11 protein-coding genes are annotated in these 12,765 nt (G+C 58.0%); 10 read left to right on the top strand and 1 reads right to left on the bottom strand.

Annotation, left to right across the window (positions count from 1 at the left end):
* Window positions 1-5: 5 nt before the first annotated feature.
* From nuoL to IOD40_RS08010, 10 genes are all read left to right on the top strand, one after another.
* Complete coding sequence (gene nuoL, locus IOD40_RS08055; protein ID WP_198476026.1) at window positions 6-1,988, top strand: NADH-quinone oxidoreductase subunit L; 1,983 nt, start codon at window positions 6-8, stop codon at window positions 1,986-1,988.
* Complete coding sequence (locus tag IOD40_RS08050) at window positions 1,988-3,496, top strand: NADH-quinone oxidoreductase subunit M (RefSeq protein WP_198476025.1); 1,509 nt, start codon at window positions 1,988-1,990, stop codon at window positions 3,494-3,496. Before nuoL ends, IOD40_RS08050 begins: the two co-directional genes overlap by 1 nt.
* 9 nt (window positions 3,497-3,505) lie before the next feature.
* Window positions 3,506-4,942, top strand: coding sequence for an NADH-quinone oxidoreductase subunit NuoN (nuoN, locus tag IOD40_RS08045; RefSeq protein WP_198476024.1), 1,437 nt, complete (start codon window positions 3,506-3,508; stop codon window positions 4,940-4,942).
* A gap of 4 nt (window positions 4,943-4,946) precedes the next feature.
* On the top strand, window positions 4,947-5,777 hold the full coding sequence (locus IOD40_RS08040) for a biotin--[acetyl-CoA-carboxylase] ligase (protein WP_198476023.1): 831 nt from the start codon (window positions 4,947-4,949) through the stop codon (window positions 5,775-5,777).
* Between the two features lie 17 nt (window positions 5,778-5,794).
* Entirely contained in the window at window positions 5,795-7,462 is a 1,668-nt protein-coding gene (locus IOD40_RS08035) for a ribonuclease J (protein ID WP_198476022.1), read from the top strand.
* Between the two features lie 76 nt (window positions 7,463-7,538).
* A complete protein-coding gene (gene mce / locus IOD40_RS08030) occupies window positions 7,539-7,943 on the top strand; it encodes a methylmalonyl-CoA epimerase (RefSeq protein WP_198476200.1) in 405 nt (134 codons plus the stop codon).
* 10 nt (window positions 7,944-7,953) lie between these two features.
* Window positions 7,954-8,223 (top strand): DUF1467 family protein, encoded by a 270-nt coding sequence (locus IOD40_RS08025; RefSeq protein WP_198476021.1) that lies wholly within the window; start codon window positions 7,954-7,956, stop codon window positions 8,221-8,223.
* 427 nt (window positions 8,224-8,650) lie between these two features.
* Window positions 8,651-9,979 (top strand): proline--tRNA ligase, encoded by a 1,329-nt coding sequence (gene proS, locus IOD40_RS08020; protein ID WP_198476020.1) that lies wholly within the window; start codon window positions 8,651-8,653, stop codon window positions 9,977-9,979.
* Window positions 9,976-11,262, top strand: a complete 1,287-nt coding sequence (locus tag IOD40_RS08015) for a lipoprotein-releasing ABC transporter permease subunit (RefSeq protein WP_198476019.1) — start codon at window positions 9,976-9,978, stop codon at window positions 11,260-11,262. Before proS ends, IOD40_RS08015 begins: the two co-directional genes overlap by 4 nt.
* Window positions 11,262-11,945, top strand: coding sequence for an ABC transporter ATP-binding protein (locus tag IOD40_RS08010; protein WP_198476018.1), 684 nt, complete (start codon window positions 11,262-11,264; stop codon window positions 11,943-11,945). Before IOD40_RS08015 ends, IOD40_RS08010 begins: the two co-directional genes overlap by 1 nt.
* Window positions 11,946-12,096: 151 nt before the next feature.
* Here IOD40_RS08010 and IOD40_RS08005 read toward each other — a convergent pair whose 3' ends face one another.
* Entirely contained in the window at window positions 12,097-12,705 is a 609-nt protein-coding gene (locus IOD40_RS08005) for a transglutaminase-like cysteine peptidase (protein WP_198476017.1), read from the bottom strand.
* Window positions 12,706-12,765: the final 60 nt, after the last annotated feature.

Genomic DNA, 12,765 nt, shown 5'->3' with positions numbered 1-12,765 from the left:
GGGCAATGTATCACGCCATCGTCTTTCTTCCGCTTGCGGGCTTCCTGATCGCTGGCATTTTTGGTCGTGCGATCGGAGCCAAGGCATCGGAATTCGTCACTTCAGGCTTCCTGCTGGTTGCAGCATTGCTTTCCTGGGTTGCTTTTTTCCAGGTCGGCCTTGGCGATACCGCGGCGTTCAGCGTCCCGGTGCTACGCTTTATCGAGGTTGGCTCACTTGATGTGTCCTGGGCGTTCCGCATCGATACGCTCACGACGGTGATGCTGGTGGTCGTGAACTCGGTTTCGGCTTTGGTTCACGCCTACTCCATCGGCTACATGCACCACGATCCGCATCGGCCCCGCTTCTTCGCGTATCTGTCGCTGTTCACCTTCGCGATGTTGATGCTGGTGACGTCGGACAATCTCGTCCAGATGTTCTTCGGCTGGGAAGGCGTGGGTCTGGCTTCGTATCTGCTGATCGGCTTCTGGTTCAAGAAGCCGTCGGCGAACGCTGCTGCGATCAAGGCGTTCGTCGTCAACCGTGTAGGTGACTTTGGCTTCCTGCTCGGAATGTTCGGCGTCTACGTCATGTTCGGCTCGGTGAACTTCGACACCATCTTCGCCAACGCGGCTGCGATCGCACAAAATCCGGACACTTCTGGCGATACGATGTTCCAGTTCCTGGGCTGGTCGCTGACGCAGGCCGGTGCTCTGACTGCGATCTGTCTGCTCCTCTTCATGGGCGCAATGGGCAAGTCCGCACAGGTTCCGCTTCACACCTGGCTGCCCGACGCGATGGAAGGCCCGACCCCGGTGTCGGCTCTCATTCACGCCGCCACCATGGTCACGGCAGGCGTCTTCATGCTTGCGCGTCTGTCGCCGGTATTCGAACTGTCTGACACTGCTTTGTTGGTGGTAACGATCATCGGCGCGATCACCGCGTTCTTTGCGGCGACCGTCGGTCTCGTCCAGAACGACATCAAGCGCGTGATCGCATATTCGACCTGCTCGCAGCTCGGATACATGTTCGTCGCGCTCGGTCTGGGCTTCTACTCTGCAGCCGTTTTCCACCTCTTCACGCACGCGTTCTTCAAGGCACTTCTGTTCCTTGGCTCGGGCTCGGTCATTCACGCCGTGTCTGATGAGCAGGACATGCGAAAGATGGGTGGTCTGCGTAAGCTGATCCCGACGACCTACTGGATGATGATCATCGGTACGATCGCGCTGACAGGTGTCGGTCTCCCCGCAACCTACATCGGTACAGCAGGGTTCTTCTCCAAGGACGCGATCATTGAGGGTGCATTTGCATCTTCCAGCGCGGCTGCAACGTTCGCGTTTATTATGCTGGTCGTCGCCGCAATGTTCACGAGCTTCTACTCATGGCGTCTGATCTTCCTGACGTTCCACGGTCAGCCGCGTGCGTCGGAAGAAGTCATGCATCACGTGCATGAATCTCCGCCGGTAATGCTTGTACCGCTCTACCTCCTTGCGGTCGGCGCGCTCTTCTCGGGCTTTGTCTTCTACGGTTATTTCCTTGGCGACAATTACGACGGCTTCTGGCAGGGCGCACTCTTCACGCTCGAGGACAATCACATCCTGCACGACTACCACTCGGTGCCGTTCTGGGTGAAGGCTTCGCCGTTCGCTGCAATGATCCTGGGCTTCTTGCTGGCTTACCAGTTCTACATCCGCTCGCCGGAAACACCCAAGCGCCTCGCTGCGCAGCATTCTGGCCTGTACCAGTTCCTGCTGAACAAGTGGTATTTCGACGAGCTCTACGACTTCATCTTTGTTCGTCCTGCAAAGCGGCTCGGCCACTTCCTTTGGAAGAAGGGTGATGGCGTTGTCATCGACGGCTTCGGGCCAAATGGCATCGCCGCGCGCGTTGTCGATATCACCGACCGCGTCGTGAAAATGCAGACGGGCTATCTCTATCACTACGCATTCGCAATGCTCATCGGTGTCGCTGCCCTTGTCACCTGGATGATGCTGGGAGGCTCCCTCTGATGACCGGCTGGCCGCTCCTCTCGACCGTTACCTTTCTGCCTCTGGTAGGCGTGTTCCTGATCCTTCTGATCAGGGACGAGGGTACTGCTGCGCGCAGAAACATTCGTAATATCGCGCTGCTGACGACGGTTTTCACCTTCATCCTGTCGCTCTTTATCTGGACGGGCTTCGACAACTCATATGCCGGCTTCCAGTTCGTGGAGAAGGCACCGTGGCTCGACGCCGGTATCTCCTACCATATGGGTGTCGACGGCATTTCGATGCTGTTCGTCATCCTGACCACGTTCCTGATGCCGCTGTGCATCCTGGCATCGTGGGAGTCGGTGGAGAAGCGCGTCAAGGAGTACATGATCGCGTTCCTCATCCTGGAAACGATCATGATCGGCGTCTTCTGTGCGCTTGATCTCGTCCTCTTCTATGTATTCTTCGAGGCGAGCCTCGTACCGATGTTCATCATCATCGGTGTGTGGGGTGGTGCGCGCCGCGTCTATGCGTCGTTCAAGTTCTTTCTTTACACGCTGCTTGGCTCGTTGCTGATGCTGCTCGCGATGATGGCGATGTTCTGGAATGCCGGCACGACCGACATTCCGACGCTGCTCGCGCATGACTTCCCGGCCTCGATGCAGACCTGGCTCTGGCTGGCGTTCTTCGCTTCCTTCGCAGTGAAGATGCCGATGTGGCCGGTTCACACCTGGCTGCCTGACGCACACGTTGAAGCACCGACTGCTGGCTCTGTTATCCTTGCAGCAATCCTGCTGAAGATGGGTGGATACGGGTTCCTGCGCTTCTCGGTTCCGATGTTCCCGGATGCGTCCCTTTATTTCCAGCCGCTGGTTTTCGTCCTGTCGGTAATCGCTATCGTCTACACGTCGCTGGTTGCGCTGATGCAGGAGGACATCAAGAAGCTGATCGCTTATTCCTCCGTCGCGCATATGGGTTACGTGACGATGGGCATCTTCGCGATGAACGTGGAAGGTGTTCAGGGTGCGATCTTCCAGATGCTGTCGCACGGTCTGATTTCGGGCGCACTGTTCCTTTGCGTCGGCGTTGTCTACGACCGGATGCACACGCGTGACATTGATGCCTATGGCGGGCTCGTGAACAACATGCCGAAATATGCGGTCGTGTTCCTGATCCTGACGATGGCGAATGTCGGCCTGCCGGGTACGTCTGGCTTCGTTGGCGAATTCCTCACACTGGTTGGTGTGTTCAAGGTCAACACATGGGTTGCTCTCTTCGCGGCGACCGGTGTGATCCTGTCCGCCGCGTACGCTCTGTGGCTTTACCGTCGCGTGGTGTTCGGGGCGCTGACCAAGGAAAACCTCAAGGGCCTGCTGGACATGTCGACCCGGGAAAAGGTGATCATCTATCCGCTGGTGCTGCTGGTGATCTTCTTCGGTGTCTATCCGTCGCCCGTATTTGACGTGACGACCGCGTCTGTGGATGCACTCGTCAACAATGTAACCCTGTCGATCGAGGCCGCTCAGGCCGCGATGGCGAGCCGCTAAGGTAGTAAGATGACGGCAGAACTCTTTTCGAGCCTGAGCCTCGCTACGCCGGAACTGATCCTGGCCGTTGGCGCAATGGCGCTGCTCATGATCGGTGTCTTTTCCGGGGAGCGGGCGTTTTCGACAGTCACGGGTCTGGGCATCGCCCTGCTCCTGGCATCGGGTGCTTGGCTGGTCCTGTTCACTGGGGATGGGGTCGGCTTTGAAGGTGCGTTCGTCAACGATTCCTTCACGCGCTTCATGAAGGTGCTGACCCTGACCGGCTCACTGGTTGCGCTTGCCATGTCGGTGGGCTTTGCACGCCGTGAAGGATTTGACCGCTTCGAATTTCCGGTGCTGGTAATTCTGTCGACTGTCGGCATGCTGCTGATGGTCTCGGCCAATGACATGCTCACGCTTTTCATGGGGCTTGAGCTGCAGTCCTTCGCGCTCTACGTCGTTGCAGCAATGAGCCGCGAAAATGTTCGGGCGACCGAGGCTGGCCTCAAGTATTTCGTCTTGGGCGCTTTGTCGTCGGGCATGATGCTCTACGGTATCTCGCTGGTCTATGGCTTTACCGGTCATACCAACTTTACTGAGATTGCGACGGTTCTTGCCGGTTCAGAGCGTCAGCTTGGTCTTGTCTTCGGCCTGGTGTTCGTGCTCGCGGGTCTCGCGTTCAAGATTTCCGCCGTGCCATTCCACATGTGGACGCCGGACGTTTATGAAGGTGCTCCAACTCCGATTACGGCCTTCTTCGCCGCAGCTCCCAAGATGGCTGCAATGGCGTTGCTCATCCGTACCACGATGGGTGCGTTCGAGCCGATCACCACGGATTGGCGTCAAATCATTGTCTTCGTGGCGATCGCTTCGATGGTACTGGGATCCTTCGCGGCTATCGGCCAGCGCAACTTCAAGCGCCTGATGGCTTATTCCTCTATCGGCCACATGGGCTTTGCGCTTGTCGGTCTGTCAGCCGGTACGGAAGCAGGTATTCGCGGTGTCGCGATTTACATGCTGATCTATCTGGTGATGACGCTTGGAACCTTTGCGTTCATTCTCGGAATGCGTCGTGGCGGTCGCAACATTGAGCAGATCAATGATGTGGCAGGTCTGGCGTCCACCAACCCGGTCGTTGCTACCATCATGACCGTGATGATGTTCTCGCTCGCCGGTATTCCGCCGATGGCAGGCTTTTGGGCCAAGTGGTACGTGTTCCTGGCTGCGATCAATGCGGATCTCTATGCGCTTGCCGTGATCGGCATGCTCGCATCGGTCGTCGGCGCGTTCTACTACCTGCGGATCATCAAGATCATGTGGTTCGATGAGCCGGCTGGTGCACTCGACCCGCTGGCAGGTGATCTTCGGGTCGTCCTTGGAGCGTCGGGTGCTTTCGTTCTCTTCTATGTCCTGATCGGAGCACCGATCGGTCGCATGGCAGAGGCGGCAGCGAAGACGTTCTTCTGATCCTTTGTCAGGTTTTCGTATATCACCAATTGCCGAGGCGAACGGGTTTCGCCTCGAAGCATTTTCAGAGATCGGTTCCACGAATGCACTGGCGCTTGAGCGCGCCCGTGCGGGGGATCCGGGGCGGCTTTGGCTCGTTACCAAGCGACAGACGTCCGGGCGGGGTCGTCGCGGAAGGGCTTGGGAAACCCCGGATGGCAATCTTGCCGCGACGCTACTTCTGGTGCCCGATTTTGAGCTCAAACATGCTGCAACCCTGGGTTTTGTAGCGGGGTTAACGCTGTCGGATGCTCTCAAGGCCGTTTCTCCTGCTTCCCGGTTCCACGTGGGCGTTGACGGTGGGACGCCGTTGAACGGCGGTCGGTTTGCGCTCAAATGGCCTAATGACGTTCTGGCGGACGGAGCGAAGCTCGCAGGTATATTGCTGGAAACGACGCTGCTGCCCGACCAACGTTTCGCTATGGCTTTGGGGATCGGTGTGAATGTGGTGGCGTTTCCTGAGGGGTTGCCGTATCCGGCATCCTCGTTAAAGGATCTCAGTGTGGATTGTGATGCCGAAGCCCTGTTTCTGGCGATATCCGATGCGTGGATTGAAAACGAACGCTTATGGGACAATGGCCGTGGGCTGTCTCACATCAGACGGCGTTGGCTGGAGAGCGCAGCGGGCGTAGGGTCCGAAGTCGCGGTTCAGATTGAAGGCCGCGTTGTGCGCGGTATCTTTGAAACGATTGATGACGAATGTCGGTTCGTTATCCGGGAGCCGGATGGAGGCGTTATTACGGTCGCCGCCGGTGACGTACATTTTGGCGCGGTCGCATCGGCTGCATCTGCATGACATTGAAAGGTGCCGGGATGGCTGTAAAGAACGGCAACGAGCTCGTTTTCTGCCCGCTAGGTGGCGTAGGCGAAATTGGCATGAACTTTGCGCTTTACGGCTACGGGCCGGAGCGCGCTCGCAAATGGCTGATCGTTGACGTCGGCGTCACCTTCCCGGACGCTCAACTTCCAGGTGTCGATCTGGTGCTGCCGGATACGCGTTTCGTTGAGAGCCAGCTCGACAATGTCGTTGGCATCATCATCACCCACGCGCATGAAGACCATTATGGCGCGCTTCTGGATTTGTGGCCCCGCCTGAAGAAGCGGGTTTGGATGACGCCGTTCACCGCAGGGCTCCTGGAAGCCAAACGCCGCTATGAAGGTGGGACAGAGGTAGATGTCGAGATCTACCGCGCCGGTGAGCGCTTCGAGATCGGGCCCTTTGAGATTGAAGCCATCGCAGTCACCCACTCGATCCCTGAGCCGGTATCGCTCGCCATTCGGACTCCAGTTGGCACCGTCATTCATACGGGTGACTGGAAGATTGATCCGGCACCGACTATTGGGCCGGTCACGGACGAAGATCGCTTTCGTGCGATAGGCGACGAGGGTGTCGCGGCGCTGATCTGCGATTCCACCAACGCGTTGCGGGATGGAGAATCGCCATCCGAGCAAGCTGTGGGGCAGGGGCTGCGGGAAGTCATTGAGCGAGCATCGGGGCGTGTTGCCGTAACAACCTTCTCGTCAAATGTTGGTCGCATCCGCTCAATCGCTGAGGCGGCGCGTGATGCAGGGCGCCAGGTGTTGGTGCTTGGTTCGTCATTGAAGCGCGTGATCAATGTCGCGACAGAGCTGGGTTACCTTGAAGGCCTTCCCGAATTCGTTGAAGAACAGGATTACGCCTACATACCGCGTGAAAATCTGGTGATCCTTTGCACGGGCAGTCAGGGTGAGCCGCGCGCTGCACTCGCCAAACTTGCCCGTGACGAGATGAAAAATCTCGCACTGACGCCCGGCGACACGGTGGTCTACTCGTCGCGCGTGATCCCAGGAAACGAGAAGGCTATCCTTGAGATTAAGAACCAGCTCATCGAGCAGGGTATCAAGATCATTGAAGACGGAGATGCACTGGTACACGTCTCCGGGCATCCCCGACGGAACGAATTGAAGCGGATGTATGAATGGGTACGACCGCAGATCCTGGTTCCGGTTCACGGCGAGGCGGCTCATCTTGTCGCTCAGGGCGCTTTAGGGGCGATGTCAGGTATCCCTCACGTCGCCCAGATCCGAAACGGAGACATGATCCGTCTGGCGCCTGGACCGGCGGAGATCATCGATCAGGTTCCCTTCGGCCGGGTCTTTAAGGACGGCAAACTCATCGGTTCCGAAGAAGAAGTCGGTATCCGGGATCGCCGCAAGCTCAGTTATGTGGGCCATGTCGCCGTCAACGTGGTGCTGGATGATCGGTACGATCTCGCGGGCGATCCCGACCTGGTGGCGATCGGCGTCGCGAAGGCTAATCGCTCGGGTGAGCTGATGGAAGATGTGATGCTGAGCGCTGCTATCGGCGCGATCGAAAGCATTCCGCGCGCGCGGCGTAAAGATCTGGATCTCGTTGCAGAGGCGGCGCGCAGAGCGGTTCGGGGTGCGGCAAACGATGCCTGGGGCAAAAAGCCCATAGTTACCGTTTTTGTTACGCGCTAAAAGGCATAAGGTTTCAGCAACTTATGTCGCTGAGCGGAATCGTTCTGGCAACGTGATGAATCAGTGAGTGAAGATTGTGATTGGACGCCTGAACCACGTTGCACTGGCAGTTCCGGACCTTGCGGCCGCGGTGACGCTTTATCGGGATACCTTGGGGGCTGACGTCTCAGCTCCCCAGGCGCTGCCCGAGCATGGCGTTACTGTGGTGTTCATTGATGTCGGGAATACGAAGATCGAACTCCTCGAGCCGTTGGGCGAAGGGTCGACGATTCGTCCGTTTCTCGAAAAGAACCCTTCCGGGGGCATGCATCACGTCTGCTATGAGGTCGATGATATCATCGCCGCTCGTGACCGTCTGACGGCGTCAGGCGCGCGCGTACTGGGAGACGGCCAGCCCCGTATCGGTGCCCATGGTAAGCCCGTACTGTTCCTTCACCCGAAGGACTTCATGGGGGCCCTCATAGAGCTCGAACAGGTTTAGGGAGCAGCACATGAATTGGCTTTCCATTGCTGCGAGCTATTTCATTCTTTGGTGGGTCGTGCTGTTCGCGATGCTGCCCTTTGGGCTTCGCACTCAGGATGATGACGGGGAGGTGACACTCGGCACCGTCTCAAGTGCGCCTAAGGGTTCACACATGCGCGGAGCCTTTATCCGAACCACCATATCGACGACGCTGATATTCGCTGCCGGCTACTTTGCCGCAGTTTATTTCGACTTCTCGTTCAACGATATTCCTCGCATTGGTCCGTACGCCAAATAATCGGGCGCGTAGGGCAGCACGAGGCGCAGCCTTATTTCAGCAGCATTGTTGAGCAAAAAAAAAGCAAGGCCGAAGCCTTGCAATTTAAACGCGTCCGATCTGTTCCGTTACCGGCGGCTGCGGGTTATCGCGCCAAGATCGCATCCTCCCAAGACTTTGACCGCGCAGGAGAACGGTTCTTTCTCCGTCCTCTCGGTTATGGAGGTACAATAGACCAAGCGTCACGCAGATGTCATCAAGAATCTTTCGCTGGATGCTTGGCTGTTGTGCTGCATTGCACAATAGAGGGGCAGAAGCTGCCCAACGAGTGATCAATTCGGCGATTACGGCGCCGGGTTTCCAAGCCGCCATGAAATCGCTATGAAGCGCACGACTATTCAGCCCAGCGCGCGCTGATTCCTGGCGCGGCCTTTTCATGGACTTGCCGATGCGTCTTACGCGTTATTTTCTGCCGATCCTCAAGGAGAACCCTCGCGAGGCCGAGATTGTATCTCATCGCTTGATGCTGCGCGCGGGTATGATCCGCCAGCAGGCTGCCGGCTCCTTCTCGTGGCTGCCGCTTGGCAAGCGCGTTCTCGACAAGATTTGCAACATCATCCGCGAAGAGCAGAACCGTGCCGGCGCGCAGGAATTGCTCATGCCGACCATCCAGTCCGCCGAGCTGTGGCGTGAGAGCGGTCGCTACGATGACTATGGCAAGGAGATGCTGCGGATCCAGGATCGCCATGAGCGCGACATGCTCTATGGCCCGACGAACGAGGAGATGGTGACCGACATCTTCCGGTCATTCGTTAAATCATACAAGGATCTGCCGCTGAATTTGTATCACATTCAGTGGAAGTTCCGCGATGAGGTGCGTCCTCGCTTTGGTGTGATGCGCTCGCGCGAGTTTCTGATGAAGGACGCCTATTCGTTCGATCTCGACTACGAGGCATCGAAGGCGGCTTACAACCGGATGTTTGTTTCCTACCTGCGCACCTTTGACCGCGTGGGCATGAAGTCCATTCCAATGCGCGCGGATACGGGTCCGATCGGCGGCGATCTCAGCCACGAATTCATTATCCTCGCTGACACCGGCGAGAGCGCCGTGTTCTGCCATGGCGATTTCCTGAACCTTCAGGTTCCGGGGGCTGACGTCGATTATGCGAATGATGCAGCCGTTGCTGACATCGTCAACGCGTGGACGACCCCGTACGCAGCGACCGAGGAGATGCATGACGAAGCCGCCTGGTCGGCGGTGGCTGCCGACAAGCAGGTGGCTGCCCGCGGTATCGAAGTCGGTCACATCTTCCATTTCGGCGACAAATATTCGAAGCCGATGGGTGCCTCTGTGACGGGACCGGATGGCAAGGAGCACCCGGTTTCGATGGGCTCCTATGGCATTGGCCCTTCGCGTTTGATCGCAGCAATTATTGAAGCCAGCCACGACGAGAATGGCATCATCTGGCCTGAAGCGGTTGCACCGTTCGATATCGCGCTGATCAACATGAAAGTTGGCGATGCGGCATGCGACCAAGCTTGCGACGAACTCTATGCAGCCCTGACTGCCGCAGGCAAGGACGTGCTTTACGACGATACCGACCAGCGTGCCGGCGGCAAGTTCGCAACCGCAGACCTGATCGGTCTGCCCTGGCAGGTGATCGTGGGACCTCGCGGCATTGCTGCCGGTGAAGTCGAGGTGAAGAACCGCAAGACCGGCGAGCGCGAGACCATGCCGCTGACGGCCGTGGCCGCCCGCTTCGGGATGGCCGCATGAGTGAAGCTGCCGTGAAGAGGCCTGCGGGGGCAGGGCCGTTCTCAGCGTTTGAACGTATGGTGGCGTGGCGCTACCTGCGCTCGCGCCGCAAGGATACGGTCATATCTGCGATTTCGCTGATCTCGTTTCTCGGCATCATGCTCGGCGTCGCGACGCTCATCATCGTGATGGCGGTGATGAACGGTTTCCGCGCCGAGCTGCTTACCCGCATCCTGGGTGTCAACGGACATGTGATCGTTCAACCTTTGGATCGGGCATTTGATGACTACGTTCCGGTGGCCGGACGCATCGAGGGCGTGCCCGGGGTGCGTTATGCGATTCCGCTGGTTGAGGGGCAGGTCCTCGCAACTGGACGGATGGGGCCAGGTAGCGGCGCGTTGGTTCGTGGTGTCTCCGACGAGGACATGATGAAGCTGGAGCTGGTCTCCAGCAATGTGAGGCAGGGCTCGCTCGCGGGCTTTGCCGCAAGCGAAGGTATCGCGATCGGCAAGCGCATGGCCGACAATCTTGGCCTTGCGTTAGGGGATGGCCTGCAACTGGTTGCTCCCGAGGGAGACGTCACGCCGTTCGGCACGACCCCGCGCCAGAAGACCTACCCGATCGTCGCAATATTCGAAGTCGGGATGTCCGAGTACGATGCGTCGATCATCTATCTCCCGCTCGCGGAAGCGCAGATGTTCTTCAACAGCGAGGGCGTCGTTCAGAGCATCGAGGTGTTCGTCGATAACCCCGATGCAGTTGATGAGTTACGCACGCCGATCGAAGTCGCAGCGCAGCGGCAGATTCTGATTACCGATTGGCGTCAACGAAATCAGACATTCTTCTCTGCTCTACAGGTTGAGCGGAATGTCATGTTCATGATCCTGACCCTGATCGTGCTTGTGGCGGCTTTGAACATCATTTCTGGCCTCATCATGCTCGTGAAGGACAAGGGCAGGGACATCGCCATTTTACGAACGATGGGTGCAACCAGCAGTTCGGTCATGCGGATATTCATGATGACCGGTGCCGCCATCGGCGTTCTGGGAACGCTGGCAGGCGTGGTGCTGGGAATCGTGGTCTGTCTCAATGTTGAGTCGATCAGGCAGTTCTTCTCCTGGCTCTCGGGCACCACATTGTTCAATCCGGAGCTCTACTTCCTGTCGACATTGCCGGCGAAGATGGATGTCAGTGAAACGGTGTCCGTGGTACTCATGGCGATGATACTATCGTTCCTTGCGACGCTCTTTCCCGCTTGGCGTGCTGCCAAACTCGATCCTGTTGAAGCGCTGCGGTACGAATAATGGCATCCAAGCTTTTGCTGGAACTCAAGGCAGTAGATCGTCGCTACAACGAGGGTGACCGCAAGCTGGTCATCCTCGACAAGGCAGACTTTTCGCTGAAGCACGGCGAGATGGTCGCGCTGGTCGCGCCTTCGGGCGCGGGAAAATCGACTCTGCTACACACAGCTGGCCTGCTGGAGCGTGCCGATGGCGGCGATGTCATCCTCTCCGGTGTCCCTTGCGGCCCCCTGTCGGACGATGATCGAACAGCCATCCGCCGCAACGATATTGGTTTCGTTTACCAGTTTCATCATCTCTTGCCGGAATTCTCGGCGCTCGAAAACGTGATGATGCCGCAAATGGTGGCAGGCCTCTCGCCAAAGCAGGCGAAGGAGCGCGCGCTCCAGCTGTTGGACTATATGAAGATCGGTCATAGGGCTGATCATCGTCCGGCGGAGCTGTCGGGTGGCGAACAGCAGCGTGTCGCGATCGCTCGTGCAGTCGCGAATGCGCCACTTCTGCTTCTTGCCGACGAGCCTACGGGCAACCTCGATCCGACGACAGCGTCCTATGTGTTTGATGCGCTGGAGGCGCTTGTCCGCCAGTCGGGGCTTTCCGCGCTGATCGCTACCCACAATCACGAGCTTGCCGCCCGCATGGACCGGCGCGTGACGCTGTCTCAAGGCAAGATCGTCAGCTTCTGAGTTCCTCTCACGGAAAGAGCCGACCCTCTGGTAAGGGCCGGCTCCTGACCCGGTCTTGGGGACGGGGAGGGTGGGGACTCGACCGGGCGTTCCGTATTCTCAGGCATGGTCTCGTCGAACTGACACATGCCCTCGTGTTAGAGATAGGCGATCAGCGGCGTCCACTCACACTGCCGACGAGAACGTTGCGGCCGTCGTCAATTGCCACCCACATGCCCGCATGTTTGGGTGATTGGCGCTTAAGATAGCGATAGTCGGTTTCCTGCCAGGCCAATACGCGCGCCTCGAGATTGTCGAGGATGAAGTCGCCCATATTGGTTCGCACGGTCAGAACTGCGTGGCCGTCCCCATTTGGCTGACGAACGACCGTGATCGGCAAATTTGATTCCGGGATACCCGCCGCGATTAAACGACGACGCTTTTCAAGAACATAGTCCTCACAGTCCCCAAGCCCGTGAACCGGATAGGACCAATGTTCCTCGATGCCCCACATCTCATAGTCGGTGCGAGGGGTGATCATCGTATTCACGAGGTTGTTGACTTCGATGATCGTCGCCCATAGCTCGCGGCTGAGCTTAACAGGTGCGGCTTCCCTAATCCGCTGGCACTCTTGTGCCTCGCGCTTGCAAAATTCGTAGTGTCCGACGGGCTGCGTGGACAAGTTCCCGGTCGGCATGAAGGGCTGTGCTGATGCGGCAGCAGTGGCGCTTGCGATGGCAATGACCATGGCTGCGATCAGCGTTTTTGTTGTTGTCGCCATTTGGCGTCTCCCCTGTGACGAGAGAACAATGGCAGACGCAGATTTATTCCACGCAAAAGC

It is taken from the genome of Aquamicrobium zhengzhouense, assembly GCF_016124105.1.
In the GTDB taxonomy this organism is placed as follows: domain Bacteria; phylum Pseudomonadota; class Alphaproteobacteria; order Rhizobiales; family Rhizobiaceae; genus Aerobium; species Aerobium zhengzhouense.
The sequence above is the reverse complement of the archived record's forward strand: the minus strand, read 5'-3'. Positions and strand labels throughout refer to the sequence as shown.